Annotated in this window: 27 protein-coding genes; 17 read left to right on the forward strand and 10 right to left on the reverse strand. The window is 74.3% G+C overall.

The annotated features are described in order from the left end of the window. The first annotated feature begins 472 nt into the window (after nucleotides 1-472). Both OIU81_RS18645 and OIU81_RS18650 read left to right on the forward strand, forming a co-directional pair. Nucleotides 473-1120 (forward strand): LysM peptidoglycan-binding domain-containing protein, encoded by a 648-nt coding sequence (locus OIU81_RS18645; RefSeq protein WP_329149333.1) that lies wholly within the window; start codon nucleotides 473-475, stop codon nucleotides 1118-1120. A gap of 218 nt (nucleotides 1121-1338) precedes the next feature. Next, a complete protein-coding gene (locus OIU81_RS18650; RefSeq protein WP_329155216.1) occupies nucleotides 1339-1719 on the forward strand; it encodes a hypothetical protein in 381 nt (126 codons plus the stop codon). Between the two features lie 183 nt (nucleotides 1720-1902). On the opposite strand, the gene OIU81_RS18655 is transcribed toward OIU81_RS18650, so the two are convergent. Both OIU81_RS18655 and OIU81_RS18660 read right to left on the reverse strand, forming a co-directional pair. Further along, a complete protein-coding gene (locus tag OIU81_RS18655) occupies nucleotides 1903-2256 on the reverse strand; it encodes a hypothetical protein (RefSeq protein ID WP_329155218.1) in 354 nt (117 codons plus the stop codon). Nucleotides 2257-2605: 349 nt separating this feature from the next. Continuing rightward, a complete protein-coding gene (locus tag OIU81_RS18660) occupies nucleotides 2606-2893 on the reverse strand; it encodes a hypothetical protein (RefSeq protein ID WP_329149335.1) in 288 nt (95 codons plus the stop codon). Nucleotides 2894-3083: 190 nt separating this feature from the next. Here OIU81_RS18660 and OIU81_RS18665 point away from each other — a divergent pair, with 190 nt between their 5' ends. From OIU81_RS18665 to mptB, 3 genes are all read left to right on the forward strand, one after another. Next, a complete protein-coding gene (locus OIU81_RS18665; RefSeq protein WP_329149337.1) occupies nucleotides 3084-4214 on the forward strand; it encodes a site-2 protease family protein in 1131 nt (376 codons plus the stop codon). Nucleotides 4215-4323: 109 nt separating this feature from the next. Then, nucleotides 4324-5064 carry a PP2C family protein-serine/threonine phosphatase gene (locus tag OIU81_RS18670; RefSeq protein ID WP_329149339.1) on the forward strand — a complete coding sequence of 247 codons (741 nt, stop codon included), beginning with the start codon at nucleotides 4324-4326 and terminating at the stop codon, nucleotides 5062-5064. 172 nt (nucleotides 5065-5236) lie between these two features. Continuing rightward, nucleotides 5237-6784 (forward strand): polyprenol phosphomannose-dependent alpha 1,6 mannosyltransferase MptB, encoded by a 1548-nt coding sequence (gene mptB / locus OIU81_RS18675; protein ID WP_329149341.1) that lies wholly within the window; start codon nucleotides 5237-5239, stop codon nucleotides 6782-6784. 60 nt (nucleotides 6785-6844) lie between these two features. Here mptB and OIU81_RS18680 read toward each other — a convergent pair whose 3' ends face one another. Together OIU81_RS18680 and OIU81_RS18685 are read right to left on the reverse strand one after the other, a co-directional pair. Further along, nucleotides 6845-7876, reverse strand: a complete 1032-nt coding sequence (locus OIU81_RS18680) for a lysylphosphatidylglycerol synthase domain-containing protein (protein WP_329149343.1) — start codon at nucleotides 7874-7876, stop codon at nucleotides 6845-6847. After that, complete coding sequence (locus OIU81_RS18685; protein WP_329149345.1) at nucleotides 7873-8715, reverse strand: PIG-L deacetylase family protein; 843 nt, start codon at nucleotides 8713-8715, stop codon at nucleotides 7873-7875. The genes OIU81_RS18680 and OIU81_RS18685 overlap by 4 nt, the downstream gene beginning before the upstream one ends. A 59-nt stretch (nucleotides 8716-8774) precedes the next feature. Between OIU81_RS18685 and OIU81_RS18690 the strand changes: the two genes are divergently transcribed. From OIU81_RS18690 to OIU81_RS18700, 3 genes are all read left to right on the forward strand, one after another. Further along, complete coding sequence (locus OIU81_RS18690) at nucleotides 8775-9890, forward strand: glycosyltransferase family 4 protein (RefSeq protein WP_329149347.1); 1116 nt, start codon at nucleotides 8775-8777, stop codon at nucleotides 9888-9890. 70 nt (nucleotides 9891-9960) lie between these two features. Further along, entirely contained in the window at nucleotides 9961-10665 is a 705-nt protein-coding gene (locus tag OIU81_RS18695; RefSeq protein WP_329149349.1) for a class I SAM-dependent methyltransferase, read from the forward strand. Beyond that, a complete protein-coding gene (locus OIU81_RS18700; protein WP_329149351.1) occupies nucleotides 10662-11990 on the forward strand; it encodes a glycosyltransferase 87 family protein in 1329 nt (442 codons plus the stop codon). The genes OIU81_RS18695 and OIU81_RS18700 overlap by 4 nt, the downstream gene beginning before the upstream one ends. Here OIU81_RS18700 and OIU81_RS18705 read toward each other — a convergent pair. After that, nucleotides 11906-13540, reverse strand: a complete 1635-nt coding sequence (locus tag OIU81_RS18705; protein ID WP_329149353.1) for a serine/threonine-protein kinase — start codon at nucleotides 13538-13540, stop codon at nucleotides 11906-11908. The two genes, OIU81_RS18700 and OIU81_RS18705, sit on opposite strands and share 85 nt — an antisense overlap. Nucleotides 13541-13869: 329 nt before the next feature. On the opposite strand from OIU81_RS18705, the gene OIU81_RS18710 reads away from it, so the two are divergent. From OIU81_RS18710 to OIU81_RS18735, 6 genes are all read left to right on the forward strand, one after another. Further along, on the forward strand, nucleotides 13870-14445 hold the full coding sequence (locus OIU81_RS18710; RefSeq protein ID WP_329149355.1) for a hypothetical protein: 576 nt from the start codon (nucleotides 13870-13872) through the stop codon (nucleotides 14443-14445). A gap of 123 nt (nucleotides 14446-14568) precedes the next feature. Then, a complete protein-coding gene (locus OIU81_RS18715; RefSeq protein ID WP_329149357.1) occupies nucleotides 14569-15405 on the forward strand; it encodes a DUF4097 family beta strand repeat-containing protein in 837 nt (278 codons plus the stop codon). Between the two features lie 77 nt (nucleotides 15406-15482). Next, a complete protein-coding gene (locus OIU81_RS18720; RefSeq protein WP_329149358.1) occupies nucleotides 15483-16472 on the forward strand; it encodes an ATP-binding cassette domain-containing protein in 990 nt (329 codons plus the stop codon). Then, entirely contained in the window at nucleotides 16469-17266 is a 798-nt protein-coding gene (locus OIU81_RS18725) for an ABC transporter permease (RefSeq protein WP_329149360.1), read from the forward strand. The genes OIU81_RS18720 and OIU81_RS18725 overlap by 4 nt, the downstream gene beginning before the upstream one ends. Before the next feature lie 64 nt (nucleotides 17267-17330). After that, entirely contained in the window at nucleotides 17331-18590 is a 1260-nt protein-coding gene (locus OIU81_RS18730; protein WP_329149362.1) for a cytochrome P450, read from the forward strand. Nucleotides 18591-18709: 119 nt separating this feature from the next. Then, entirely contained in the window at nucleotides 18710-20251 is a 1542-nt protein-coding gene (locus OIU81_RS18735; RefSeq protein WP_329149364.1) for a protein kinase domain-containing protein, read from the forward strand. A 177-nt stretch (nucleotides 20252-20428) separates the two neighbouring features. Here the strand turns inward: OIU81_RS18735 and OIU81_RS18740 are convergent, their stop codons facing one another. Further along, nucleotides 20429-21328 (reverse strand): SCO2400 family protein, encoded by a 900-nt coding sequence (locus OIU81_RS18740; protein ID WP_443074008.1) that lies wholly within the window; start codon nucleotides 21326-21328, stop codon nucleotides 20429-20431. An 826-nt stretch (nucleotides 21329-22154) separates the two neighbouring features. Further along, nucleotides 22155-22502, reverse strand: coding sequence for a MerR family transcriptional regulator (locus tag OIU81_RS18745; protein ID WP_329149367.1), 348 nt, complete (start codon nucleotides 22500-22502; stop codon nucleotides 22155-22157). A gap of 580 nt (nucleotides 22503-23082) precedes the next feature. Here OIU81_RS18745 and OIU81_RS18750 point away from each other — a divergent pair. From OIU81_RS18750 to OIU81_RS18760, 3 genes are all read left to right on the forward strand, one after another. Next, nucleotides 23083-23286 carry a cold-shock protein gene (locus tag OIU81_RS18750; protein WP_006604579.1) on the forward strand — a complete coding sequence of 68 codons (204 nt, stop codon included), beginning with the start codon at nucleotides 23083-23085 and terminating at the stop codon, nucleotides 23284-23286. Between the two features lie 397 nt (nucleotides 23287-23683). Further along, nucleotides 23684-25219 (forward strand): DEAD/DEAH box helicase, encoded by a 1536-nt coding sequence (locus tag OIU81_RS18755; RefSeq protein ID WP_329149374.1) that lies wholly within the window; start codon nucleotides 23684-23686, stop codon nucleotides 25217-25219. 94 nt (nucleotides 25220-25313) lie between these two features. After that, nucleotides 25314-25595 (forward strand): SCO5918 family protein, encoded by a 282-nt coding sequence (locus OIU81_RS18760; protein WP_329149376.1) that lies wholly within the window; start codon nucleotides 25314-25316, stop codon nucleotides 25593-25595. Nucleotides 25596-25670: 75 nt separating this feature from the next. Here OIU81_RS18760 and OIU81_RS18765 read toward each other — a convergent pair whose 3' ends face one another. The 3 genes from OIU81_RS18765 to OIU81_RS18775 all read right to left on the reverse strand — a co-directional run bounded on the left by OIU81_RS18765 (nucleotide 25671) and on the right by OIU81_RS18775 (nucleotide 26544). Then, the gene (locus tag OIU81_RS18765; protein WP_329149378.1) at nucleotides 25671-25949 is read right to left on the reverse strand and encodes a hypothetical protein; all 279 of its coding nucleotides are present in this window, start codon (nucleotides 25947-25949) and stop codon (nucleotides 25671-25673) included. Nucleotides 25950-26050: 101 nt separating this feature from the next. Then, nucleotides 26051-26314: a hypothetical protein gene (locus tag OIU81_RS18770; RefSeq protein ID WP_329149380.1), complete on the reverse strand. Its 264-nt coding sequence runs from the start codon at nucleotides 26312-26314 to the stop codon at nucleotides 26051-26053. Further along, nucleotides 26311-26544 carry a hypothetical protein gene (locus OIU81_RS18775; RefSeq protein WP_329149383.1) on the reverse strand — a complete coding sequence of 78 codons (234 nt, stop codon included), beginning with the start codon at nucleotides 26542-26544 and terminating at the stop codon, nucleotides 26311-26313. Before OIU81_RS18775 ends, OIU81_RS18770 begins: the two co-directional genes overlap by 4 nt. Between the last annotated feature and the right edge of the window lie 140 nt (nucleotides 26545-26684).

Here is a 26684-nt window from a genome sequence, read left to right on the forward strand (position 1 = left end):
CTGTGCGGACTCCCGCCAGGCGCGCGGTGCGCCGCAGCCGTCAGAGACGGCGCGCGCTCCCGACGCGACCGCGACGTGCGGTGCGGGACACCAGGGTCGGTGCGCGGCTGTCGGCACACGCGCCGGACTCCGAGGAGCTCGGCGTACCCCGCCGCGATCCCGTCCGAGGGCCCCGACGACGCCGTCGCGGCACTCAGCTCCCCGCCGCATGCTGCGCCGCCGCACACCCCGTACGAGGCGCTGCCCGCACCCGCGGGACGCCACCTGCCCCAGCCTGGCTGCCCCCGCGGCGGCCGCCGTCCGCCGTTCCGGTCCGCCCGTGGCTGCCGCGCGCCCACCCGGGTGAAACACCCGCATGTCGCGCTCCTCAAGCATGCCAAAAACCATATTGCCGGGTTAGTTGGTGCGTGCCCACCGGTCGTGGCGAGTCACTCCGTCACGGCGTTGCCGGAGCACAGCGGAGGAAACCGTCATGCCGTCGCACCTAGCCAAACGGTCCGTCGAAACGCTGCTGTCCGTGCTGCTGGTCATGCTGGGCGTCCTCGGCCTCGCCGGCCGGGGCGCCGCCGTGTCCGGCGCGCCCGCCGGTCCACCGGACCCCGACTGGGAGCGCATCGCCGCCTGCGAGAGCAGCGGCCGCTGGCACATCAACACCGGAAACGGCTACCACGGCGGTCTGCAGATCGACCTCGCCACCTGGCGCGCGTACGGAGGCGACCGCTTCGCCCCGCGTGCCGACCTCGCCAGCCGCGCCCAGCAGATCGCCGTCGGTGAGCGCATCGTCCGCGACCGCGGCCTGTCGGCCTGGCCGAACTGCGCCCGGGTGACCTCGGCGAGCGACCGTACCGCCCCCGCCGACCAGGAGGCCCCCGCGGCCGCCCCGGATCGCCGGCAGGCCACCCCGGCCCCGCACCAGGGGCCCACCACCCGCAGCCTCCGGTCCGTCGCCGGACCCGCCGCCCGCACCTATGTGGTGCGCCCCGGTGACTGCCTTTCCGTCGTCGCCGCGCGCGCCCATGTCCCGGGCGGCACCAAGGCGCTGTACGACCTGAACAAGGACACCCTGGAGCAGGGCCCGGACCACATTCATCCGGGCCAGCGGCTGCTGCTGCGACCCTAGGGCGGGTCCGCGAGGTCGCGCCCGGCTCGCGGCGCCCGGCACGCCCCGGACGGCGTATCCCGGCGTCCGTTGGTGTGCCGTCGCAGAGGGCCGTCACGGTGAATCCGGTGATCGGTCAGGGTGAATGCGCGGGACGGGCCGTTGCTCAGGCTTGGTGGATGGGGGCATGGCCGGTAGCAAGACCGCGGGGTACCAACCGCGAGGTGCAGGAGCACACAGTGAAGAACATGGCACGGGTCAATGTGGTGATTGCGGGAGCGTGCGGTCTGCTTCTGGCCGTCGGCGGGGCCTCACCCGCCCAGGCCTGGGACGGGCCGTTCGACGACGGGGGCGGCGTGTGGAACAGCGACACCGTGGCCAGCTTCCACGCCGGATTCAACTGCTCCCACCGCGCCCGGATCTGCATCAACGGGCCGCTGAACAGCGGAAACGTCCAGAACTCGCAGAACGTCCATCTGTCGGGCAACAACAGCAACAGCGGTAGCCCGACCAACGTCAACGGCAACACCAACGATGACGCGGGCGGCACGACCGGAGCCGAGAACAAGACCAGCAACAATCAGCAGCACATCGGCCACGGCGGCAGGCAGCACCTGTGATCCGACGCTGACCCGCCACACCCTCCGGCCCCGGATCGCTCCGGGGCCGGAGTCGTTCCCGGGGCCGGGGCGCCTCGCGGGAGGCGGGGCCGCAAAGGGCGATCGCCCGGCGGAGGCCGCCGGGCGATCGGGGAAGGGCTCGCGGAGAGAACGGGCCCTGGCCGGGCCGGGGCCCGGTCCGGGTCAGTGGAGTCGGAGGATGCGCTGCAGGTTGTTGCCGCTGCCCTTCGACGCGCCGGTGACGCTGTCGCCGCTGTTGGTGGAGCCGTTGGTGTTGTGGAGATTGCCGCTGTTGTTGGGGTTCCCGTGGTTGATGAAGTTGCCGCTGTTCAAGCTGTTGCCGCTGTGTACCGGCCCGTTGATGCAGGGGTGCGGCGATCTGAACACCGGGGACTTGTAGTTGAAGTCGGCGAGGCGGTTGTTGCAGATCACTCCGGAGACCATGCCGGCCACGGTGCCGACGTCGGCACCCGCCACCGCCGACAGCAGCGACTCACCCGGAACGGTCACGGCCTGGGCGACCCCGCCACCGAGCATCACCAGTCCGCATGCCCCGACGATGCTCCCTGCCTGCGCAATTCTTCTCACGTCGCTCCTCGCCTCCGCGTCCGTCCGATGCCAGACGTATCGTCCTGCCGTTGCGCTCCCGCACCGTCGTTCAACCCGCCAGGAGCGAAACGCTCGGCGGCCACAATCAGCCGGGTGGCCCAACACGTCATGCACCCTTTTGCGCGCGGAGCGGGTGCGGGCAGGGCGGCGCGCGGAGGGAGGCAGGCGACGGCCTTCGGCGGCCACGCCGTGTCAGCGGGGACGGGCGTGCCACGGCGGGCGTGCCACGGCGGTCGCGCCCCGGGCCGGTCACCCGGCGGCCGGCCCGGCGGCGGGCTCAGAGGACGAGCCGCTCCGGCATGGGCTGCTCGACACCGTCCAGCTCCAGCGTGCACCGGGGCATGGAGGGCACGAGATGCGGCTGGCGCAGCAGGACCCGGAAGGGGTGGACGGGCTCCTCGGGGAGTTCGCCGGTCAGCACGTTCATCCCGGCGCTGTGCTCCTTCTGGTAGGCGACCACCTTGCCGTCCACCAGGAGCTCGACCTCCCCGGCCCGGCCGGGCCCGACGTTCACGGTGATCGAGTGGTCACCCTGGTCCAGGTGGAAGTGGTGGCTCTGACCCATGTCGCACCTCCCGCGTGATGTACCGGCGGACGGGGCCGCCGTCCGCACGGCCGGCCATGCTTCCGTCTCTCCAGCGTAGGGTCCGCGCGCGACAATGGTGACGTGAGGACCGGGCGGTCGCTTCCCGGAGCGCAGGCCGACGAGGCCTGCCCCAAGGGGCGGCCGGGCGCCGGGCGGGCAGGAGACGACTATGAACGGCTCGGTCCGTGTGGGACATGTGGTCGGGGTGCCGCTGCGCATGCACTGGAGCGTGCCGCTGCTGGTGGGCCTGTTCGCGTACGCACTCGGCCGGCAGGGCCTGCCCGTCTGGACGCCGGGGCGCCCGGGCGCCGTCTACGCCCTGGCCGGGGTCGTCGGGGCCGCGCTGCTCATGGGCAGCCTGCTGCTGCACGAGACGGCGCATGCCGCGATCGCCCTGCGCAAGAAGATCTCCGTCGAGGACGTCACGCTGTGGGCGCTGGGCGGCACCACCCGGATGGGGCGGCCCAAGACCGCGGCGGCGGCCTTCGCGGTGGCGGTCAGCGGGCCGCTCACCAGCCTGGTCATCGGCGGCGTCGCGCTCGGCGCCGGGTTCGGGCTGGACCGGCTGTCCGGCTGGGCGGTGCCCGCCGTCGTCCTGGCGTGGCTGGGCTGGGCGAATCTGTTCCTGGGCGTCTTCAATCTGCTGCCGGCCGTGCCGCTGGACGGTGGCCGGGTGGTGCAGGCCGTGCTGTGGTGGCGCACCGGGGACCGGGACCGCGCGGATGTGGTGGCCTCCCGGGGCGGCCAGATCATGGGGCTGCTGCTGGTGGCCGCCGGCTGGATCGCCGTGCTGCGGGGAGCGCCGGGCGGGCTGTGGATCGTCTTCGTCGGCCTGTTCATCATGGTCGTCGCCGGGGCGGAACGACGCCGTGCCGTGCTGCACACCGCGCTGCGCGGGGTCCGCGTGGCCGAGGCGATGTCCAGCCCGGTGACGACCGGCGCCGACTGGCTGACCGTCCAGCGCTTCATCGACGAGGTCGCCGTGCACTCCCGCCATTCCACGCTGCCGCTGGTCGACTTCGACGGCCGCCCCAGCGGCGTCGTGCAGCTGCGCCGGCTGGCGTCCCTGCCGGTGGCGAGCCGGGAGAGCGTGCGGGTGCGCGAGCTGGCGATCCCGTTGTCCCAGTGCGCGGTCGCCGCTCCGGACGAGTCGCTGAGCACGGCGCTCGACCGGATCAGCCTGCGCAGCGGGGCACGCATCCTCGTCGTGGACGGCGGGCGGCTGGTGGGGATCGCCACCGGCAAGGACATCTCCCGGCTGATGCAGCGCAGCTCCCTGAGCGGCAAGGAGTCCCGCTGACCGGCCGGTGACGGCGCAGCGGGCGCGCGGGGCGGGGCCCCGGCGCGACAATGGGGGGTGGGCACGCCGCGGGCCCGCCGTGGCGGAGCACCGGAGTGGGGACGCGTCCATGCAATACGTCACCGTGACCGCACTGAGCCACACCGGACTGGTCCGCGAGCACAACGAGGACAGCCTGGTGGCCGGCCCCTGGACGCTCTGCGGCACGGTGACCGAGAACCCGCAGACCCTGGTGTTCCCGCTCGGCGGCCCGCTGGTCGTCGCGGTCGCCGACGGCATCGGCGGGCAGCCGGCCGGCGAGGTGGCCAGCGCCCTGACCGTGCGGCAACTGGCGGCGTTCGGCCCGTCACTGGACGGCGAGGAGGCCGTCCGTGACGCCCTGAACCTCTGCAACCACGCGGTGTACGCGGCCGCCGAGCGGGACCCGGAGCTGTGCACCATGGGCACCACGGTCGCCGGCGCCGTCGTCCGGGACGGGTCGGTGCTGGTGTTCAACGTCGGCGACAGCCGGGTGCTGGACGCGAGCGCGGACGCTCTGCGGCAGGTGAGCGTGGACGACAGCCCGGCGCCCGCGCCGGGCCGGACGACCACCTCGCTCGTGACCCAGGCGCTCGGCGGGGCACGGGAGTTCACGCCCGTCGTCGCGCACCTCACGACCGCGCCGCTCGCCGCGGGCGCCCGCTATCTGGTGTGCACCGACGGCCTGACCGACCATGTCCCCCAGGACGACGTCGAGGAGCTGCTGCGGCACCACAACGGCGGCCGGGCCGCCTTCGAACTGTGGAAGTCCGCCATCGAGGCGGGCGGACCCGACAACATCACGCTGGCACTGATCGGCATCGGCGACTAGCACGGGGCGGCCACCGTCCGGCCCGCACCCCCGGGGCAACCCCACCGCGGGAGCGGAGGGTTGCCGGAGGGGCAGCCGCGCACGCGGCCGCCGGGTGGACGGCCTCGCACGGACGGGCGACTTGCCCGGCCGTGTGCGCCGCGGCGGCCCGCTCCGCGTCTAGGTTGGCCGGATGAGCGCGGCAGGGAGCACCGTCCGGGGAGCTGTGCTCCTGGGCACGCTGGGATCCGTGCTGCTGGGGGCCGGCGCCTGGGCATCCGGGGCGCTGCCGCCGGGAGTTCCGGACGGGGTGTGGGGCCGGCGCGGGGAACCGCTCACCTCGCTGTGTGTGGCCGTCTCCTACGCCGGGCTGGTGCTGCTGCTCACCGCCTGGTGGCGGCTGGGCAGCCACCTCGCGTCCGGGGCGGCCGTCGGGCGGCGGCAGGTGCGGACGGCGCTGTGGTGCTGGGCGCTGCCGCTGGTGCCGGGTCCGCTGCTGGGCAGCAGCGACGCCTACAGCTATCTCGCCCAGGGGGCGTTGGCGGGCCGGGGCCTGGATGTGTACGCGCTGGGGCCGGCGGCGCTGGGCGGCCCGCTCGCGGCCAACGTCCCGGGGATGTGGCACGACGCGCCGGCCCCGTACGGACCGCTGTCCGTCGCCGTGGCCCGCGCCGTGGTGACGGTCACCGGCGAACAGCACGTGGTGGCCGCGGCGCTGGGGCTGCGGCTGGTGGCGCTGGCCGGGGTGGGCCTGCTGGTGTGGTCGCTGGGGCGGCTGGCGGGCACCTCGGGCCCGGGGGCGGCCGGCGCGCTGTGGGCCGGGGCGCTCAGCCCGCTGGTGCTGCTGCACCTGGTGGGCGGGGCGCACAACGACGCGCTGCTGCTCGGGCTGGTGCCGGCCGGGCTGGTGGCGTTCCGCCGCGGGCGCTGGTGTCTGGGGACCGTCGTGCTGACCGCGGCGGTGCTCGTGAAGGCCCCCGCCGTGGTGGCGCTGCTGTGTGCGGCCGCGGTGAGCGTGGCCGGGCGGCAGGGCCGGCGGCAGCGCCGGCGGCAGGCGGCGCGGCTCGCCGGGGTGGCCGCCGCCGCGCTGGTGGCGGGGGTGGCGGCGTGCGGCCAGGGGTGGGGCTGGCTGTGGACCCTGCGGACGCCCGCCGAGGTGCACACGCTGCTGTCCCTGAGCACCGACGCCGGCCATCTGCTGGGGTGGCTCGCCGAGGGGCTGGGGTGGGGCACGGCGGACGGGGCGATGACGGCCGCGCGGCTGGCCGGGCTCGCGGCGGGCCTGGCCGCGGTGGGCCACTGCGTGTGGCGCGCCCCGCGGACCGGTGCCGAACGGGCCACGGGGACGGGGCTGCTGGCGCTGGTGGCCGCCGCACCGGTGGCGCAGCCCTGGTACGCGCTGTGGGCGGTGGTGCCGCTGGCGGCGGCCGACTGGCGGCCGCTGGCGCGGCCCGGCGCGAAGGCGGCGGTGGTGGCGCTGACGCTGGTGGTGATGCCCTCGGGGCAGGGGCCGACCTGGGCGAGCGGCTGCGCGGCGGCGGCCGGGGCGGCAGCGGCGCTGGCCGCGGTGGCGCCGTGGCGGCGCAGGGCGGGTGTGGCGGACCGCCCCGGACCCGCGGCGACGGGCCCGGCGCCCGGCCGCGTCGCCGCCTCCTCCGGGCCCGTCCCGCCCACGGGCGAGGAGCCGCCTCACGGGTCGCCGCCGTACGGGACGACGGAGCCGCGGCCCGGCCCGGGCTGACGCGCCCCGGTCGCTCCCGAAGGCCCGGTCGCTCCCGAAGGCCCGGCGGGGCCGGCGAGCCTAGGGCGCGGCCGGTGCGGGTGCCGGGCGCCGTCCTCCCGGGCGCAGCAGCCAGAGCGCGCCGGTGAGCGCGCCCAGGGGGATCTCCAGCAGATGCGTGAACGCGGCGAAGAGCAGCATCGCCGCGGCCACGGCGGCGGGGGTCCCGCCGAGGGCGACGAGGGCGACGGCGGCGGCGCTCTCGGTGACGCCGATCCCGCCGGGGGTCACCGCGATCTGGGTGAGCAGCCGGCTGGCGGCGAACACCGCGAGCGCGTCCCCTGTGCCCGTACGGGCCCCCGCCGCCTGCAGACAGACCACGAACAGCGCGCCCTGGGCCACCAGCGTGGCGGCCATCGCACACACCAGCTGCGGCCAGGAGCGGCGCAGCACGTCCCGGCCGGCCCGCACCCCCGCCGCCAGCCGCCGGGCGCCCGCGGTGATCCGGCGCCGCAGCGCTCCGGTGGGCACGCCCGGCCGGCGGGCCCGGGGCGCGCGGTGTGCGCGGACGGCCGGCCGGACGGCGGCGCACGCCGCGGGCAGGACCAGGACCACCGCGCCGGCGGCCGCCGCCCAGCCGATGCCGGGCACCGCGGTCCGGGCCAGCAGCAGGGCGCCCACCGCCGACAGGAACAGCCGGGCGGTCACGTTGCACACCCCGGTGAGCGCCACGCACACCGCCACCGCGCGCGGCGGGTGCCCCCAGCGGCGCGTCATGGCGTAGGTGACCGCGACCCCCGCACCGCCGCCGAGCGGCAGCAGATTGCTCACGGCGCTGCCGGTGCAGTGCACCAGCAGCGCCTGACGCTGCGTCAGTCCCGGCAGGGCGGCGGTCAGGACGTAGGTGTAGGCCCACAGCGCGGCCGCCGCCGAGGCGCACATCAGCGCCAGCTGCGCGCCGCCGAGGTGGGCGAGCTGGGCCCGGACGGCGGCCCAGTCGGTGCCCGCCGCTTTCGGCACGGCCAGCGCCAGCAGTACCAGGCCGGTGACGGAGGAGAGCAAGCCCAGCAGCCGCACGGCGCACGCCGGCAGCCGCCGGGTGCGGTGCGTCATCGGCGCGCTGCCGTCGCCACGGTGCCCGCCAGGGTGGCCAGCGGATCGCGCAGGACGGGCCCGGTGGGCAGCCCGCGCTGGATGTACCACTCGGTCCCCAGCACCTGGCGGAAGGCCGGTCCGGGCAGCCGGCCCAGGGCGGCCAGGGTGCGTTCGGAGTCACCGCCCTGCGCCTGGCTGAGGTGCGCGGCGAGGCTGGCGCGCTTGGCCCGCCAGTGCCGTTTGACCGGCACCCGGTGGGTGATCTCGGAGCGGGCGCCGTAGGCCTCGCGGAAGGAGTCCCGGTCGAACTGCGGCGGGAAGCGGTGCACCCAGGAGGCCGCCCGCAGCCCGCGCAGCAGCAGCGTCCGGTCGACGGTGGCCTCCAGCACCACCGGGGTGCCCGCCAGTTGTGCGGCGCGGTAGCCGACGCGGTGCACCTGGACGTGGTCGGGATGGCCGTAGCCGCCGGCCGGGTCGTAGACGGTCAGCAGGTCGGCGCGCTCCTCGTCCAGGAGGGCGGCCAGCCGGCCGGCCGCTTCCGCGACGTCCGCCGAGGCGAACGGCTGCGCGCCGCCGGGGGCGGGGGCGGCCGGGGTGCCCGAGTGCCCGGAATCGGCGTAGCCGAGGAAGGCGACCCGCGCGCACCCCAGGATCCGGGCGGAGGCATGGGCCTCCTCGCGGCGCACCCCGCCGAGGCCGCCGCCGCGCAGGGCGTCGGAGGTCAGCCCGCGTTCGCCCGCCGTGGCCAGGACCAGCACCACGCGGTGTCCCCGGTGGGCCAGGCCCGCCATCGTGCCGGCGGTCAGCAGCGCCTCGTCGTCCGGGTGGGCGTGGAAGAACAAACACGTATGTCGCACGAAGCATGATGTACCACCCCATACTGATGGACTTCACGCCAGATTTCGGAAGTGCAGCCATGATCCTTCACATTTCAGACTGCTTTGCGCCGCGGACAGGAGGTATCGAAATCCAGGTCGCCGCCCTGGCCGCCGCGCAGCACCGGGCGGGTCAGGCCACCGAGGTCGCCACCGCCACGCCCGCCGCTCCGGGGGCACCGGAGACGCCCTGGCCGTTTCCCGTGCACCGGGTCACCGCGCGGCTGCCCGGGCAGCTGCCCGTTCACCCCAGAGCGGGACAGGCGATCGACCGGCTGTTGACGACGCGTCACCCACGGGTGGTGCATGTGCACCTGGGCGCGGCCTCCCCGTTCGCCTGGGCGGCGCTGGCCTGCGCGCGGCGGCGGGGCATCCCGGCCGTGGCCACCATCCACAGCATGTGGGATCCGGTGGTGCGGGTCATGTACCGCCTGCTGAGCCGCACCGGGCACGGACCGGCCGCTCCGGTGGCGGTGACGACGGTGAGCAGATCGGCCGCCCGCCTGGTCCGGCAGGCGCTTCCGGACCTGGCCCCGCGGGTCATCCCCAACGGGATCGACGCCGCGTGGTGGCGCACCCGCGCCGAGGTGGAGCGGCAGGACGGCCGGGTGCACGTGGTCGCCGTCGGCCGGCTCGTCCCGCGCAAGGAGCCCATGGAACTGCTGGCGGCGCTGCACTCCGCACACACCCGGATGTCCCGTCAGGGCACGGCGCTGCGCGCCACCTTCGCCGGCGCCGGCCCGAGCCTCCGGCCGATACAGCGCTATCTGCGCCGCAACGGGATGGACAGCTGGATCCGCCTGGTGGGCCGTCTGCAGCCCCGGGAGGTGCGGGAGCTGCTGTCCGAGGCGGACCTGTTCGTCAACGCGTCCTGCCGGGAGTCCTTCGGGATCGCGGCCCTGGAGGCGCGCACCAGCGGGCTCCCGGTGCTGGCCCGGGTGCACACCGGTGTCGCCGACTTCGTCCGGCACAACCGGGAGGGCGCCCTGTGCGGTCACTCGGCCTTCGCCCTCGCCGATGAGGTGCTGTGGCTGGCCCGTACCCCGGGGGCACGGCGCAGCCTGGCGGCACACAACTGGGAGACCGAGCCGGTGCACTGCACCTGGCCGGTGGTCACCGACGCTTTCGCGCACGCCTACGACGACGTCACCCGCTGACGCACCGCGCCGCCCCCTCCGCACGGCGGCAGCCGGGGACAGCGGCCACCGCAACCGCCGGAAGGTATTCATGCACACGGTCCTCGACCGCGGTCACCGCACGCTCTTCGCCGTGCTGTCCCTCCTCGGCGTCCGCGGCCAGGAGCGGCTGCTGCACCGGTACTTCGACTGGTGGCACCGGCGGCCGGACCCGTGGGGGCTGGCCGTGGACGACTACGAGCAGTTCAAGTACGCGACGACCCTGCGCCAGCTGCCGGCGCGCCGCTACCGGCGGATCCTGGACGTGGGGTGCAGCGAGGGCACCTTCACCCATCGCCTCGCGACGGCCTACCCGCACGCCGACATCACCGGCGCGGACATCTCGGAGCGGGCCCTCGCCCGGGCCCGCGTCGCCGGCCCCGCTCCCCGGTTCGTGCGGCTGAACATCGTCACCACCCCGCCGGACGGCCGCTTCGACCTCGTCTTCTGCGCCGAGCTGCTGTATTACCTCGGGCGGGCCCGGCAACTACGGCGGGCCTGCGCCCATCTGACCGCGGCCGTGGCGCCCGGCGGGCTGCTGGTCCTGGTGCACCCCTGGCCGGAGGCCCGCAGATTCCGTGCGTACATCGAGGCCGACACGGGCTTGCGCCGCGTCGCCGAGCACGTGGAACGGGGCACCTGCCGGCCCTTCGCCGTCAGCGTCTACGAGGCGGCCGCGGCGGCGGACCACGGCGTCCCGTGCCGTCCCGCGGATCCCGGCCGGCGGACGGGCCGGCGGACGGGCCGCGGAGCGTGAGCCGCGCGGTCCGCCTCCCTCCGGGCGGGGCGGGCGGGTGGCGCACGACACCGGGCCGGCGCCGCACCGAGGCGCTGCGGGGGCTGTTCGCCCGCCGTCCCGGTCTGGTGCTGGTGCTGTCCGCCACGGCGCTGCTGTTGCTGGTGTGGCTCCCGGCGTGCCTGCGGACGGGCATGGTGGATCTGCGGGTCTACCGGGCCGCGGCCCCGCATCTGGCCACCGGCGATCTCTACGCCTTCCGTCTGCGGCTGCCCGGCCCCCACATGTTCCCGCTGCCGTTCACCTATCCGCCCTTCGCCGCCCTGCTCTTCCTCCCGCTCGGCCGGGTCGCCTGGCCGGTGGTGAGCGGCGTGTGGACCGCGGCCTCGGTGGGTGCGCTGTGCGCGCTGGTCCACTGCTGTCTGCGGCTGGCCGACCCGGCCGCGCCGGCCGTCCGGCACCGGCGCCGGGTGCTGCTGTGGAGCGCCGCCCTGCTGTGGACCGAACCGGTGGCCGTCACCTGCGCGTTCGGGCAGGTCAACCTGCTGCTGGCGGCGCTGGTCGGCTACGCGGTCCGGCGGCGGGCCGCGGCGACGGCGGGGCTCGGCGTCGGCCTCGCCGCGGGCGTCAAGCTGGTCCCCGCGGTCACCGGCCTCTATTTCCTGGCGTACCGGCGCTGGTCGGCGGCGGGCTGGGCGGCCGCGGTGTTCCTCGCCACGGTCGCGGCCGGCTGGTGGGTGGCCCCGCGGCCGGCCGCCGAGTTCTGGCTCCACGCGGTCGGCGAGGCCGCACGCGTCGGGCCGGTCGGCTCGGTGCTGAACCAGTCGCTGCGCGGGGCCCTGTCACGCACCCTCGGCCATGACGTGGGCTGGTCCGCGGCCTGGTGGGCGGTGGCCGTCCCGGCGGCGCTGGCGGCGCTGGCGGCGGTGGTGCGCACGGTCCGCCGCGACGACCGGCTCGGCGCGCTGCTCGCCGTCCAGTTCGCCGGCCTGCTGCTGTGCCCCGTCTCCTGGTGCCATCACTGGGTCTGGGCCGTCGCGGCCGTGCTGTGGCTGGTGCACACCCCGCGCCGGACACCTCCGCAGACCGCGGCGCTGCTCGCCTGGTGCACCGCCCTCGCCGGGTATCCCATCCACTGGCTGGAGCTGGCCCAGCCGGACATCGCGCAGTTCGGCCGGCCCTGGTACCTCGCGGCGCTCGGCTGGTGCTATCCCGTCTGCGCGGTGCTCACCCTCGTCGCGCTGTGCGCGCGGACCGGCGGCTATGAGGGCAGGCGGATGCCGTTGACGGCGTGGTCGAGGACCGGCCGGTACCGGTTCCACTGGGCGTCCGGCGCGGAGAGGTAGATGACGTACCGGGTGTGGTCGGCGCCGCTGAAGGCCAGCTCCGCCGCCCGGTAGGCGCGGGTCCGGCCCCGGAAGGTGAACTCCCAGTACCCGGCGGGCCGTCCGCGGAAGGTCGTGAGATCCATCCGTACCCGCTCATAGCCCGGGTTGTCCCGGCGGGTCTGGGCCTCCTCGGTCTCCCGCCAGTGCCGGAGCGGATCGGACCCGGCGAACGGCGCGATGTTGACCCGCAGGCCCACCAGCTTGGAGGGGTCCACGTAGGCGGCCTCACCGCCGGGCATGTCCTTGCGGGTCCAGCCGTCCCGTACGGGGAGGGAGAAGCCCGCGCCCTCCTTGGCGAGGTGGTATCCCGCGGGCAACGGCGGCGGGGAGGGGCTGGGGCTCGCCGGGCCGGTGGTGGTCCCGGACGGCCGGTCGGCCGTGGCGCCGGAACCGCCCCGGGGCCACAGCAGCGCCCCGCCCGCCGCACAGGCGGCGGCCGCCACCGCGGCGAGGCACCACAGCACCGTGCGCCGGCCGCGGTTGCGCTTCCGGGCCGGGGCGGGGTCCTGGGCGCGGTAGGGCCGGGTGGACGGTTCGGGTTCGGGTTCGGGTTCGGGTTCGGGTTCGGGGGAGGTCCGGGGGGCCGGGGCGGACGCGGCGGACGCGGCGGACACGGCGGGTAGGCCGGAGGGGGAGGACGGCTGGGTGTGGTCGGCCGGGGCGGGCGGGGCGCCGGTGCCCGGCGGGGTGCCGGCCGCGCGGCCGAGGAGGTGCTCGGCCTCCTGGGCGGCCATGCGCTGCCCGGGGTCCTTCACCAGCAGGCCCTCGATCACCGGGGCCAGGGCGCCGGCGTTGCGCGGTGGGTCGTGGGCGTCGACGACCGTGGCGTAGGCCATCTCGATCGCGGTGTCCCGCTGGAACGGGGGGCGGCCCTCGACGGCTTCGTACAGCGTGGCGCCGAGAGACCACAGGTCACAGGCCGGGCCGGGTCCGGTGTTCTGGCCGCGCAGGCGCTCCGGCGCGAGGTAGGGGATCGACCCCACCAGCTCACCGGTCCTGGTCAGGGAGGGTGTGCCGGACTGCACGGCGATCCCGAAGTCGGTGAGGACGATCCGGCCCGCGTCCCCGAGCAGCACATTGGCGGGTTTGACGTCCCGGTGCAGCACCCCGGCGTCGTGCGCGGCGCGCAGTGCGGCGGCCATCCCGCAGCCGATCCGGGCCGCTTCGCCGGGCGGCAGCGCACCCTCGCGCTTGAGCAGATCCCCCAGCGTGACGGAGGGGAGGTACTCCATGACGATGCACGGCAGGCCCTCGTCGTCGACGACGTCGTGCACCACGATCACATTGGGGTGGGTGATCCGGGCGGCGCTGCGGGCCTCGCGGCGGGTGCGCTCGTGGAGCGTGCGTACCTCGTCGTCGTCCAGGTGGGGCGGCACATGCAGCTTCTTCACGGCGACGGCCCGGCCGAGCACCTCGTCCTCGGCCCGCCACACGGTGCCCATGCCGCCGCGGCCCACGCGCTGCACCAGCCGGTACCGGTCGGCCACGAGTCGCCCCAGATCGGACACCTCGGGTCTCCTTCACCGCACCGGAACAGTTGCCGGACACCCTAGCCCGTACGCCTGAACGAGCCGCCGGGCGGTGGACGACTGCGGGTGGTGCCACTGTCGAGGGCGGCTGGCGCCTGATGTGGTGCCACCGTGGCGGCCGGTCCGCGCCCGATGTGGTGCCGTCGTTCCGGCCCGGTCGGCGGCCGCCCGCACCCTCCCTCACCTGCGGCGACGGTGGTGTGGGTCGCGATGACTGCCCATGGTGTGCGTCGCCGCTTCGGCCTCGTGACGCCATTCATGCGCCACTGGCACTTGAAGTGACGCCATGATGGTGTCACTATGGCGTTATGGACCTCACGCCGTACGTCGAAAATCTCCGGCACGAGCTCGCGGTCGCCGCGGACGCGGGCGGTGACGACTCCCGCGCCCTCGCCGAGCGGCTCACCACCCCCCTGGAGGCGGCCGCCCGGCTCACCCTGCTGAGCGCGCTGTCCAGCGCCATGGCCGAGATCACCCGCGATCTGGCGCCCGGCTCGGTCGACGTACGGCTGCGCGGAATCGACCCCGAGTTCGTGGTGATACCGCCCCGGACGGTCCCGGAGCCGTACGCCGACCGAGCCGGGGCGCCCGGGGAGGAGGCACCGGGCGGCGGACCGGCCCCGGTGTCACGGGCCCCCGCGCCACCAGCCCCCGCCCCACCGGCTGCTTCCGACGGCGAAGAGGGCGGCACCGCGCGGATCAACTTCCGGCTTCCCGCCCACCTCAAGACCCGGGTCGAGGACGCCGCCGGCCAGGAGGGCCTCTCGGCCAACGCCTGGCTGGTACGGGCCGTCGCCGCGGCCCTGGAGCCCGGCGGGCGCGGCCGCCCCGACGCCCGCAGCCACCACCGCGGCCGGCAGGGCTACACGGGCTGGGTCCGCTAGCCCGGCACCACCGCACCGCACCACCACCACCACGCGCCACCCCAACGCACGGCGCCACCGCACCACTCACGCACCCGCCCGACCGGCGGGAACGCACTCCACTGTCATGAGGACGGCACAGTCATGCCTGAATTCGCCACTCCCGGACCGCTCTCCGTCACCCTCGCATTCGACCTCGGGTCGGTCCGGATCACCGCGGGCAAGCGCACCGACACGGTCGTCGAGGTGCTGCCGAGCAACCCCGACGCCGCGGCCGACATCCAGGCCGCGGAGCAGACCGAGGTCACCTGCTCCGACGGCAAGCTGCTGATCAAGGGCCCCCGGAAGCACTCCCCCTTCGGACGGAGCGGCTCGCTCGCGGTGCGCATCGAACTGCCCGCCGGCTCGGACCTCGTGGGCAGCTCGCCGATGGCGGACTTCCACTGCACCGGCCCGCTCGGCGAGTGCCGGCTCACGACCTCGCTCGGTGACATCCAGGTCGACGAGGCGACGGCGGTGCACCTGCGGACCGACCACGGCGACATCCGGCTCGACCGGGTGACGGGGGACGCCGAACTCCTCGGCTCCGGCCGGATCGACGTCGGTGAGATCGCCGGCGCCGCGCTGGTCAAGAACGTCAACGGCGCGACCATCCTCGGCGAGGTCACCGGCCCGCTGCGGGCGAAATCCGCCAACGGCGCCCTCTCCGTCGGCGTCGCACACGACAGCGTGGACGCCACGTCCGCCAACGGCGCCATCCGGATCGGCGAGGTCGCCCGCGGCCGGGTCGATCTCCAGGCCGCCGCCGGCGACCTGGAGATCGGTATCCGTCAGTCCACCGCCGCCTGGCTCGACGTCCACACCGACGTCGGCAGCGTGCGCACGCCCCTCGGGCCGTCCGACGGCCCCGGTGACGCCGCCGAGCGCGTCGAGGTACGCGCCCACACCGCCGTCGGCGACATCGTGATCCACCGCGCCTGACCGCACACCGCCACACCGCCATACCGCCAACCCGCCAACCCGCCACAACTCCACACCGCACACGAGGGATGCCTGCCATGCCCCCATCGACCACGACGGCCCGCCCGCCGGCCCTCACCGCCACCGGGCTGACCAAGTCCTACGGCGACAAGACGGTGCTCGACGGCCTCGATCTGACCGTCGCCGAACGCACGGTCTTCGCCCTGCTCGGACCCAACGGCGCCGGCAAGACCACCACCGTGCAGATCCTCTCCACCCTCCTTCCCGCGGACGCCGGCCAGGTGCGCGTCGTGGGACACGATCCGGTCCACGAGGCCGATGCGGTACGCGCCGCGATCGGCGTCACCGGCCAGTTCTCGGCCGTGGACAATCTGCTCACCGCCGAGGAGAACCTCCTCCTCATGGCGGACCTGCACCACCACAGCCGCCGCGAAGGCCGGCGGCGCGCCGCCGAACTGCTGCGCCGCTTCGAGCTCACCGAGGCGTCCGCCGCGTCCGCCGCCACCCTTTCCGGCGGCATGCGGCGCAAGCTCGACCTCGCGATGACCCTGATCGGCGACCCGCGCCTGATCTTCCTCGACGAGCCGACCACCGGACTCGATCCGCGCAGCCGCCGCACCATGTGGGAGATCATCCGCGGGCTGGTCGCCGACGACGGCGTCACGGTCTTCCTGACGACGCAGTATCTGGAGGAGGCCGACCAACTCGCCGACCGCATCGGCGTCCTGGACCACGGCACGCTCGTGGCGGAAGGCACCGCGGAAGAGCTGAAGCGGCGCATCCCCGGCGGCCATCTCCGCCTCCGCTTCGCCGACACCCGCGAACTCGCCGCGGCCGCCGCCCTCTTCGACGCCGCGGTGTGCGACCCCGAGGCACTCACCCTGCGCGTGCCCGGCGACGGCAGCGTCCCCGCCGTGCGCGCCGTGCTCGACGCCCTGGACCACGCCTCGGTCCGCGCCGAACACCTCACCGTGCACACCCCCGACCTCGACGACGTCTTCCTCACCCTCACCGGCCACGACCGTCCCGGCGGCGGGCCCGACTCCCCCAAGGAGTACGCCCGATGAGCACCCTGTCCTACGCCGCGCGCGACTCGGCGACCATGCTGCGGCGCAACCTCAAGCACGCGCTGCGCTACCCCTCGCTGACGCTCTCGGTCGTCGCCATGCCGATCCTGATGCTGCTGCTGTTCGTCCATGTCTTCGGCGGCGCCCTCGGCAACGGCATCGGGCTGTCGGGGGGCGGGCACGGCCGCGGCAGCTACGTCGACTACGTCGCGCCGGGCATCATCCTGATGGCCGTGACCTCCGGTGCCCTCTCGACGGCCGTGTCGGTGTCCACCGATATGACCGAGGGCATCATCAACCGCTTCCGCACCATGGCGATCTCCCGTTCCTCCGTGCTGACCGGCCATGTGGCCGGCGGCGTCCTCCAGACCATGGTCAGTGTCGTCCTGGTCATCGGCGTGGCGCTGGCGGTGGGCTTCCGGCCCGACGCCACCTTCGTCGAATGGCTCGCCGCCCTCGGCCTGCTGGCCCTGCTCGCCCTCGCGCTGACCTGGGTCACGGCCGCGATGGGCCTGGTCGCCAAGACCGTCGAGTCCGCCAGCAACGCCCCCATGCCGCTGACGTTCCTGCCCTTCCTCGGCAGCGCCGTCGTCACCCCCGCCTCCATGCCGGACGCGCTGCGCTGGTTCGCCGAGTACCAGCCCTTCACCCCGGTCAACGAGACGCTGCGGGGCCTGCTGACGGGCACCCCGATCGGCAACAACGGGGTGCTCGCCCTCGCCTGGTGCACCGGCCTGGGCCTGGCCGGCTACCTGTGGGCCCGCACGGCCTTCCGCCGCACCGTGCGGACGTGACCCGCCCCGCAGAGCTCGTGCGCCACGCACCATCCACCCACCGCACTTCGCACCGGAGGACCCCATGCAGTACGAACCGCCGGCCACGAACCCCGAAGGGGCCGCCCGGCCCGGGGACGCGGCCCCGCTCCCCGAGCCCGTCGCGCTGCCGCTGACCCGCCCCGCGGGCTGCCCCTTCGATCCGCCCGCCGAGCTGGCGCAGCTGCGCGCGCAACGGCCGCTCAGCCGGCTGCAGCACGCCGACGGACATGTGGGCTGGCTGGCCACCAGCCACTCCGCGGTGCGGGCGATAGCGGCCGACACCCGCTTCAGCTCCCGCTACGAACTCATCCGCCACCCGCTCCTCACGGGCGGGCCCGGCGAGACCCTGCCCCCGGCAACGCTCGGCGACCTCACCGGGATCGACCCGCCCGAGCACACCCGCTACCGGCGGCTGCTCGCCGGCAAGTTCACCGTCCGCCGGATGCGCGCCCTCACCGCCCGCGTCGAGCAGATCACCACCGAGCACCTCGACGCCATGGCCCGCCGGGGACCGACCGCGGACCTGGTGACGGCGTACGCCCACCCCGTCCCGGCGCTGATGATCTGTGAACTGCTGGGGGTGGCGGAGGCCGACCGGGAGACCTTTCAGCGGCACGCCGCGGCGATGAGCGAGGCGGACGCGACGGTGGCGGACCAGTTCGCCGCCTTCGAGGCCCTCGGCGACCTCGTCCGCGCACTGGTCCCGGCCAAGCGCGCCCGCCCCACCGACGACCTGCTCAGCGATCTGACCAGCACCGACCTCAGCGATGCCGAACTCGGCGGCCTCGGCAGCTTTCTGCTCGCCGCCGGCCTCGACACCACCGCGAACATGCTCGGGCTCGGCACCTTCGCCCTGCTGCGACACCCCGCGCAGGCCGCCGCGCTGCGCGCCGACCCCGGCCTGGCCGACCGGGCGGTCGAGGAGCTGCTGCGCTATCTGAGCATCGCCCACACCGGGGCGCGGGCGGCGCTGGAGGATGTCGAGGTGGACGGGCAGCTGATCCGGGCCGGGGAGACCGTCACCCTCGCGGTGGGGGCCGCCAATCGCGACCCGGCTCGGTTTCCCGATCCCGACACCCTCGATCTGCACCGCAAGGCCACCGGCCATCTCGCCTTCGGCCATGGCATCCACCAGTGCCTGGGCCAGCAACTCGCCCGGGTCGAGATGCGGATCGCCTTGCCGGCACTGTTCCGCCGCTTCCCGACGCTGCGGCTCGCGGTCCCGCCCGAGGAGGTGCCGCTCCGTCCCCACATGGGCATCCACGGCGTCCAGCGACTCCCCGTCACCTGGGACGAGACATAGTCCGGCGGGCACCTGAGCGGGCGGGGACCGGACCGGGCGCGCGTGCCCGTGGCGGAACCCGCCCGCACTCAGGGGCGTCTTCCGGCGTGTCGACGTCGACGGTCCGTGGAGGAAACCCGGTGGAGAACAGGATATTGGGGCAGCGCTACGAGCTGGTGGAGCAGCTCGGGCACGGCGGGATGGGAACGGTCTACCGGGCCCTCGACCACCGGTTGCGCCGTACCGTCGCCGTCAAGACCCTCTCCGCCGAACTGGCGCTGCAGCCCGAGTTCCTCTCCCGCTTCCAGCGCGAGGCGCATGCCGCCGCCGCGCTCAACCACCCCGGCGTCGCCACCGTGCACGATGCCGGCGAGGACGCCTCCGGCGGCGTCGCCGAGCCCTATCTCGTCATGGAGTACGTGGAGGGCACGACCCTCAGCCACGTCCTCAAGGGCGGGGCGCTGCCGCCGGCGCAGGCCGTCGACGTCGTGGGGCAGGTGCTGGAGGCGCTGGAGCACAGCCACCGGCACGCCATCGTGCACCGCGACATCAAACCCGCGAACGTCATGCTCGCGGGCACGGGCCGGATCAAGGTCGTCGACTTCGGTATCGCCAAGGCCCTCAGTGAGGTGGCCACCCGGCTGACCGGCACGGGCGTGGCGGTCGGCACCCCCGCCTATCTGGCCCCCGAGCAGATCAAGGGCGGTGACACGGACCACCGCACGGACCTCTACGCCGTGGGCTGTCTGCTGTACGAGCTGCTGACCGGGCGGCCCCCGTACACCGGCGATTCCCCGTTCTCCGTCATGCACCAGCATCTGACCGCGGACCCGGTGCCGCCCTCGCGGCTCCGCCCGGAACTGCCGCCCGCCCTCGACGCGGTGATCGCCCAAGCGCTGCACAAGGACCGGGAGAACCGTTTCGCCGATGCCGCCGCGATGCGTACGGCGCTGACCGCGGCGGCCCGGGCCACCCCGCCGCCGCCCGTCCCGACACCCACCGCATACGACCCCCGGGCCGCCGCCGCGCCGGTGTACGGGGCGGCCGCCTCGCCCGCGCCCCAGGACGGCGGGCCGGCGCCGCAGCCCGCGCGCCGGCGGCCGGCCCGGGTGGTGTTCCGCCCGACGGCCGAGGGGGCGGTCGCGCTGCTGGGCTGTCTGCTGTCGCTGGTGATCTCCCGGACCCAGGTGATCGAGGGCAGCGCGTTCTCCCGGGTCGCCCTGCTCGCCGCGGCGGCGGGGGCCGTGCTGCTGCTGTGGTCGGCGCGGCTCGCCTGCGCGGTGGCCTGGGGCCCGGTGGCGGAGGCCGTGGCGGTGCTCTCCGGACTCGCCCGCGGCTACATCGGCTGGGACACCCACTACGTCATCCTCGCGCTGATGCTGGGTGTGGTGGCCGCGCTGTGCCTGGTCGCCGGCTACCGGGACGAGCGAGCGGGCGGATTCGCGCTGGTGGCCTTCTGGTTCACCGCGCTGACCGCCATCTGGTTCTTCCTCGACGACCTGCGCAAGATCGGCGTCTTCTACGTCCTGCTGCTGAGCGTTCCCCTCGCCATCGGCGCCCAGGTGCTCAAGTCCCGCACCCGCCCGCCGTCCCCGGGCCCGCACGGCGATCCACGGCTGCCGGCAACCGCACCCGCCGGCCGCCGCCGCGCCCGCGAGACCGCGGGCGGCACGGCCCGCTGAACGGGGGCCGGGGCCGTCCCCCGGCCCGCCGACCGGCCGGCGCCACACCCCGGACACCGGCCGACTCCCGTACTTCCAGGCATCTTTGGGGAGGGTTCCGGAGCCAGAAGAAGCGGCCGCCGATCCGGTCGTAGCGCGTGGCGCCCCCTCTGAGGGCCGGCTCCCACGCGACCGCCGTCAGCCCACGCACACCACGCCCAGCAGGCACACCGGTGAGGTCGGGTCGGCCGTCGGGGCCGGATTCGACGGCGAGGTGCTCGTGGCGGGCGGGTTGTTCGTGGCGGGCCGGGTGGTGGACGGGTGCGGCGTGACCCGCGGGGCTGCCGCGGCGCCTTGATCGTCGTGCGCCGTGGCCGGCGCGGAGGTGACGTGCGGGGCCGCGTGCGGGGCCGCGGAGTGGCGGGGCGCGGCGTGGGTGGCGGTCGGCCGCGGGCTCGCCGGGGTCGCGGGCGGCGTGCTCGCCACGGTGGGCTGCTGCCGGCCGGCCGCCCTGGAGGGGCGGCGGTCGTGCTGCCGCGAAGCATGTCCGTCCGGCTCCTTCGAAGACGCGCCGGTGCTCACCGTCCGGGGCGTGCCCACGCTCTCCGGACGGGGCGACCCGGCCGCCTGGGTGTGCCCGGCGGCCGGCTTGTTCTGCAGGAGGCTTGCGGTCAGACCGCCGCCCACCAGGGCGAGGGCCGTGGCCGCCGCGGCCCGCCGGCGGTACTTCTTCCACCGTGCCAGCTGCCGGCGCCGGGCCGCCCGGCCGAGTCCGTCGGGCGCGGCACCCTCGTAGCCAGCGGCCGTACCGTCGGCCGTAGCGCCTCCGTCGGCCTGCGGTTCGTCGGCCACGTCGCTCTCGACGGACCCGGAGCCGGGGTGCGGAGCACCGGGGAAGGCCCCCGCGGCGGGATCCTCCATCGAGGGCCAGGCCTCCCATGAGGGAGCGGCGGCGTCCGCACTCACCTGGGAGGTGTGACTCACCTGGGGGGTGCGGCGGCGGTAGGACGGCGGGGCGATGTCGGGGGCGTAATCACCGCATCCCGGGCACACCAGCGCCCCATTGAGATTCCGACGGCACGACGAGCAGTAATCCATCTGCGATCTTTCTGTGCTGGCTGCGCCGCCAGGGACGCCGGCGACGATTTTTCACGTTCGCACGCGGGATCGAGCGGCCAGCAACGCTAACGGCACATACGGAAGGCAACGCGTAGAGCTTGTAACGCTTCCGTGCAGATTCCTTACCCGCCGGTATTTCCGCTCCGGACATGTCCGCACGAATACCGGGATGAACCAAGGAAATTGGCGACGCCCGTCGATCCCCCTTATACGGGGCGGCAATTCACTTCCCGGATACCCGCCCCTATAGGGGAGAATTCGCTCGGTGGGCACAAGGGGGTCCGTGCCCGCAGAGCGGCCACGACGGGCCGCCCGCGCCCCGGGCCGTGGCCCGCCCGCGCCCCGGGCCGTGGCCCGCCCGCCGCACCGGGGAGGGGCTCGCCGCAGCCTCGCGGAACGCTTCTCGATCTTCCCGTTCCCACCGCGCCAAAACCTGACGCAGCCGCCGGAAACGCTTACGGCGTGCGGGTTTTGAGGAATCGTCACATGAAGCAGGAGCCGAGGGGTGCGTGGAAAGGAATTCACCGCCGGGGAGAGCGAAGTGACACCGGGGTGAAGAAGCCGCCCACCCGGAGACCGGACGCCGCGCACCGTCGGAAACCACGTCCATCGGAAACCACGTCAGCCGGGAACCGTGTCCCTCGGGAATCGCGCCCTTCGGGAATCGCATGCGTCGGGAATCTTCGGGAACCCTCGGGAATCAAGGCCGCAGGAAACGCTCCCGGACCGCCGCTGCCCTCGCGCACCCCGTCAACTCGGCCACCGGGGTACCCCCCCCGGATGCGCCGCCGTCAGCATCCGGCCGTCAGGAGCCCGTGGGCCGGTCCGGTCGGCTCTCGTGTCGGCGCAGCTCGTCGTTGAGCCGCAGGGCCTCTTCGAGCTGGTCTTCGAGAATGATGATGCGGCAGGCGGCATCGATCGGCGTGCCCTGGTCGACCAGTTCGCGCGCGCGGGCGGCGATGCGCAGCTGATAGCGCGAGTAGCGGCGGTGGCCGCCGCCGGACCGCAGCGGGGTGATGAGGCGGGCTTCGCCCAGGGACCGCAGGAAGGCGGGTGTGGTGCCGATCAACTCAGCGGCGCGTCCCATGGTGTAGGCGGGGTAGTCGTCGTCGTCGAGATGGCCGGAGGTGTTCGGCCGGGGTTCCGGAGCCATGCGCACCCTTCGTCCTGGGCATCCAGGGGCCCGGGTCCGTGTGCACCCAAGGCCCCGCCGGGGTCGGTCTCCGCCTGTCCGCCCGGGGAACCGCGTCCGGGGTCGGGGGCGCACTCCGTGGCCCTGCTGCCAGGCAGTGCTTCTCGGCAACCCGTGGCCGCCCTGCCGGACGGCTGCGCGCTGCACGACCGAGCCTATTGGCTGGCGGTGAAGAATGTCTATTGCGGCCGCTATAGATTTCGGCCGGTCGGGGCCCGGCCCGGCGGGGTGGCGTACATGGATTCGGCGTTGAATGGCGATGAATATCTCATGTCGCGGACAGAGAAATTGCGGACGCGTGGCCACCGCTTCCGGGCTCGGGGCCGGTCGGCCGGGAAACCTCTGTGCGGTGTTGTAGGAGCCGTGCTACTGTCGATATCAGTTGCAGTTGTGGTTCCCGAAATCTTCAACGCTTCGGCCGGCTCTGAGCCGGTGGGAGCGTTTTGTGTAGCCGGAATTTTTCCGGATGGGAGAATCATCGCGGCGACGCGAGGCTCGCGCAGTGCGGGTCCAAAGAATTCCCCGAATGGAGAAATAAGATATGGCTACTGGCACCGTGAAGTGGTTCAACTCGGAAAAGGGCTTCGGCTTCATCGAGCAGGACGGTGGCGGCGCTGACGTGTTCGCCCACTACTCGAACATCGCCGCCCAGGGTTTCCGTGAGCTGCAGGAGGGCCAGAAGGTGAGCTTCGACGTCACCCAGGGTCAGAAGGGCCCGCAGGCGGAGAACATCGTTCCCGCCTGACGCTGAAGCGTGCAACGCTGGGGCCCGCGCCTTGGGTGCGGGCCCCAGCGCTTGTCTTTTCGCGGCCCACGCAGCCGTACCGCCCGGGTGGCTTCCGCCGTCCGGGGGACGGGTGGCGAGGGCTGCCGCCGCAGGCAGGCGCAGCCGGTCATCACCGGCCGTCGCCGCGGCTTTCGAGTCCTGCCGTTCGAGTCCCGTTTTCGAAGCCTGCCGTCCCGATGTCCACGGATGGCCCGCTGCGCAGAATGCCGAGAATTTCCGGCGCGCGTACCTCGAAAACCTCGTTCGCAGCCGGACCTGTTTCATATCTTGTTCGACTCGTTCTGGCGATTCTCCGTGTGGTCCGCAGGGCCGAGGATTCCTCGTACGTGTCGCTCTCGACCGAGGAAGGTTCACCATGAACCGCGCAGCACGTACGAACGGCCGCACCGCCCGAACGGGCCAGGGCAGCCCCACCGCCCGGGACCGTTCGAAGACACCCAACCGCGCAAAGGCTCCGACCCGCGCGAAGAATTCCCGCCCCTCGGGCGGCCGGAAGGGCCGCTCCGGTGGGCCGCAGGGGGAGTACAGCGTCCCGGCGTCCCTGACCCCGTCGCTGCCGGCCGTCGCCGCCTTCGACGAGCTGGACATGCCCCAGCCGCTCCTCGCGGCGCTCGCCGCCGAGGGCGTGACCGTGCCGTTCCCGATCCAGGCGGCGACGCTGCCGAATTCGCTGGCCGGCCGGGACGTCCTGGGCCGTGGCCGCACCGGCTCCGGCAAGACCCTGGCCTTCGGCCTCGCCCTGCTCGCCCGCCTCGCCGGACAGCGCGCGGAGTCCCGTCGGCCGCTGGCCGTCGTCCTCGTGCCCACCCGGGAACTCGCCCAGCAGGTGACGGACGCGCTGACCCCCTATGCCCGCGCCCTGTCGCTGCGGCTGGCCACGGTGGTCGGCGGCATGTCGATCGGCCGTCAGTCCGGCGCCCTGCGGGACGGGGCCGAGGTCGTGGTGGCCACCCCCGGACGGCTGCGGGACCTCATCGCGCGGGGTGACTGCCGGCTGGACCGCGTCGCCGTCACCGTGCTGGACGAGGCCGACCAGATGACCGACATGGGCTTCATGCCGCAGATCACCGCGCTGATCGATCTCATGCCCGCCGACGGTCAGCGGCTGCTCTTCTCGGCCACCCTGGACCGCAATGTCGACGCCCTGGTCCGCCGCTACCTGCACGACCCGGTCGTGCACTCGGTCGACCCCTCCGCGGGTGCGGTGACCACGATGGAGCATCACCTCCTGCACGTCCACGACGCCGACAAGCACGCCACGACGACCGAGATCGCCGCCCGTGACGGCCGCGTCATCATGTTCCTCGACACCAAGCACGCCGTGGACCGCCTCACCCGGCACCTGCTGAAGAGCGGTGTGCGGGCCGCCGCGCTGCACGGCGGGAAGTCCCAGCCGCAGCGCACCCGCACCCTGGCCCAGTTCAAGGAGGGCCATGTCACGGCCCTGGTCGCCACCAACGTGGCGGCCCGCGGGATCCACGTCGACGACCTCGATCTCGTCGTCAACGTGGACCCGCCCACCGATCACAAGGACTATCTGCACCGCGGTGGGCGCACCGCCCGCGCCGGTGAGTCCGGCAGCGTCGTCACCCTCGTCCTGCCCCACCAGCGCCGCGAGATGGACCGTCTGATGGCCGACGCCGGGATCACCCCGCGCTCGGCCAAGGTGCGCTCCGGCGAAGCCGAACTGAGCCGTATCACCGGTGCCCAGGCCCCCTCGGGCATCCCCGTCACCCTCGCCGCCCCGGCCGCGCAGCAAAACGCGCCGCGCACCGCGGCCTCGCGCCGCCGACGGGGAGGTGCCGGCCGGGGGCGTCGCTCCTCCACGTCGGCGCACGGCGGGCGGGCGGCCGTGTCCCGGGACCGTTCCCGTGGCGGCGCGACCGCATGATCCGTCCGTCCGGACCGCTCACGCCATGAGCGGCCGCATCGATCCGGACCCGGCAGGAAGCGCCGGTCCCTCCCTTCAACCCTGTTGAGGCACCATGCGATGTGTTATCGCCCACTTCCCCTTCGACTTCGTCAAGAGTGAGGTGGAACAGCTCATGGCGGGGATCACGCCGGAGCCCGCCCTCGGCCCCTGTGTGGTCATCGGCCGCCGCACCTACCCCGTCAAGCAGGTCGGTGCGGTGATCACGCGGCAGGACCGCCGGGACTTCACGGCGGGTGAGGTGACCAGGGCGCTGACCCGTCTGGGATTCACCTGTGTCACCCCCGCCCCTCCTGCCCCGCCGGAGTCCACCGAACTGCCCGGTCTGCAGTTCTGACCGTCGCGGGTGACGGGCCGCGGCGGTGAGGGGGAGCCGCGCGCGGCACCGCCGCCCGCGCGCCCGGCCGCCCGGTCAGCCGCGCTCCTCGCGCTCCTGCTCCTCGGCTTCCATCTGCCGGATGCCCTCGTGCGTCAGCGTGACCATCGCGGGCGTGTGATGTGTCGTCCAGTCGACCTCGACCAGTCCTTCGCCCACCAGATACGTACAGGCGGCGGCCAGATCCTGCTCGGGCAGCCGGAGGTCGTCGCGCAGCCTGGCCCCCGTGGCACCCGGACGGTTCTCCCCGGTGGCCCGGTACAGCGCCTTCAGGACCGCTGTGCGGTAGTTCTTCCGCTCGTGCAGTGTTGCCATGGCTGCCGCTCGCTCCTCGCTTCGGTATGCCCCTGGGTTCGGTACGGCCCTCCATGCGGCACGGCAGGGGCCTCGCGGGGCCCGCGACCGGCACCGGCTCCTCAGATCTCGTCCGCCTGGAGGCGGCGGTCCCCGGACGACTTGCTGGTCACCAGCCAGGACCGGGGCGGCTCCGCGGTGTGGGTGGTGTCCACCGTGAGGTGCAGGCGGGTCGCGCCCTCGCCGCCGGCGGGGTAGCTGCGCTGCTCGGTGGCGGCGAAACGGCCCCGCAGCGCCTCCGCGATCAGGCGGGCGACCTCCGGTGTCGCCGCCACGATCCGGACCTCGGCCTGCCCGGGCGGGGGCAGCGGCTGGGTGTGTTTCATCGTGGGCCTCCCGGCGGGAAGGCGGGCGGATCGGGGAGCCCGGCCGCCCGTCGGCGCGCTGCGCGCCGGTCCCCGCGCCCCGGCAGGGTCCCGCCGCGGGGGGCCGCCGCGCCCCGTCCGCCGTGCCGTGCCGTGTCCGGGCCGGCCTGTGGCCCGCTGCGCAGGCCGATCAGGTAGGCGACCACGATGATCAGGGCCAGGATCGCGGCCACGGTGACAACGGTCTCCATGCCGATCACGCCCTTCGCGCCGACGGCACCCCGCCCGGCATCCTGCCGGGAGTGGCGCCGGGTGGGAGGAACGGTCGGGCCGACGGGACGCGCCGGTGCGTGCGGAGAGTGGTATCGCTGCTGGTCTTCTCGGTCATACG

Origin of the sequence: Streptomyces sp. NBC_01454 (assembly GCF_036227565.1) — a bacterium.
Taxonomy (GTDB): domain Bacteria; phylum Actinomycetota; class Actinomycetes; order Streptomycetales; family Streptomycetaceae; genus Streptomyces.

What these genes read in the sequence shown, in the direction of transcription:
- OIU81_RS18645 (WP_329149333.1), top strand. Translation starts at nt 473, where the DNA reads ATGCCGTCGCACCTAGCCAAACGGTCCGTCGAAACGCTGCTGTCCGTG.
- OIU81_RS18740 (WP_443074008.1), bottom strand. Translation starts at nt 21,328, where the DNA reads ATGGATTACTGCTCGTCGTGCCGTCGGAATCTCAATGGGGCGCTGGTG.
- OIU81_RS18725 (WP_329149360.1), top strand. Translation starts at nt 16,469, where the DNA reads ATGAGCACCCTGTCCTACGCCGCGCGCGACTCGGCGACCATGCTGCGG.
- OIU81_RS18750 (WP_006604579.1), top strand. Translation starts at nt 23,083, where the DNA reads ATGGCTACTGGCACCGTGAAGTGGTTCAACTCGGAAAAGGGCTTCGGC.
- OIU81_RS18655 (WP_329155218.1), bottom strand. Translation starts at nt 2,256, where the DNA reads ATGCTCGGTGGCGGGGTCGCCCAGGCCGTGACCGTTCCGGGTGAGTCG.
- OIU81_RS18770 (WP_329149380.1), bottom strand. Translation starts at nt 26,314, where the DNA reads ATGAAACACACCCAGCCGCTGCCCCCGCCCGGGCAGGCCGAGGTCCGG.
- OIU81_RS18680 (WP_329149343.1), bottom strand. Translation starts at nt 7,876, where the DNA reads ATGACGCACCGCACCCGGCGGCTGCCGGCGTGCGCCGTGCGGCTGCTG.
- OIU81_RS18710 (WP_329149355.1), top strand. Translation starts at nt 13,870, where the DNA reads ATGGACCTCACGCCGTACGTCGAAAATCTCCGGCACGAGCTCGCGGTC.
- OIU81_RS18745 (WP_329149367.1), bottom strand. Translation starts at nt 22,502, where the DNA reads ATGGCTCCGGAACCCCGGCCGAACACCTCCGGCCATCTCGACGACGAC.
- OIU81_RS18715 (WP_329149357.1), top strand. Translation starts at nt 14,569, where the DNA reads ATGCCTGAATTCGCCACTCCCGGACCGCTCTCCGTCACCCTCGCATTC.
- OIU81_RS18755 (WP_329149374.1), top strand. Translation starts at nt 23,684, where the DNA reads ATGAACCGCGCAGCACGTACGAACGGCCGCACCGCCCGAACGGGCCAG.
- OIU81_RS18670 (WP_329149339.1), top strand. Translation starts at nt 4,324, where the DNA reads ATGCAATACGTCACCGTGACCGCACTGAGCCACACCGGACTGGTCCGC.
- OIU81_RS18720 (WP_329149358.1), top strand. Translation starts at nt 15,483, where the DNA reads ATGCCCCCATCGACCACGACGGCCCGCCCGCCGGCCCTCACCGCCACC.
- mptB (WP_329149341.1), top strand. Translation starts at nt 5,237, where the DNA reads ATGAGCGCGGCAGGGAGCACCGTCCGGGGAGCTGTGCTCCTGGGCACG.
- OIU81_RS18660 (WP_329149335.1), bottom strand. Translation starts at nt 2,893, where the DNA reads ATGGGTCAGAGCCACCACTTCCACCTGGACCAGGGTGACCACTCGATC.
- OIU81_RS18695 (WP_329149349.1), top strand. Translation starts at nt 9,961, where the DNA reads ATGCACACGGTCCTCGACCGCGGTCACCGCACGCTCTTCGCCGTGCTG.
- OIU81_RS18765 (WP_329149378.1), bottom strand. Translation starts at nt 25,949, where the DNA reads ATGGCAACACTGCACGAGCGGAAGAACTACCGCACAGCGGTCCTGAAG.
- OIU81_RS18665 (WP_329149337.1), top strand. Translation starts at nt 3,084, where the DNA reads ATGAACGGCTCGGTCCGTGTGGGACATGTGGTCGGGGTGCCGCTGCGC.
- OIU81_RS18775 (WP_329149383.1), bottom strand. Translation starts at nt 26,544, where the DNA reads ATGGAGACCGTTGTCACCGTGGCCGCGATCCTGGCCCTGATCATCGTG.
- OIU81_RS18730 (WP_329149362.1), top strand. Translation starts at nt 17,331, where the DNA reads ATGCAGTACGAACCGCCGGCCACGAACCCCGAAGGGGCCGCCCGGCCC.
- OIU81_RS18760 (WP_329149376.1), top strand. Translation starts at nt 25,314, where the DNA reads ATGCGATGTGTTATCGCCCACTTCCCCTTCGACTTCGTCAAGAGTGAG.
- OIU81_RS18690 (WP_329149347.1), top strand. Translation starts at nt 8,775, where the DNA reads ATGATCCTTCACATTTCAGACTGCTTTGCGCCGCGGACAGGAGGTATC.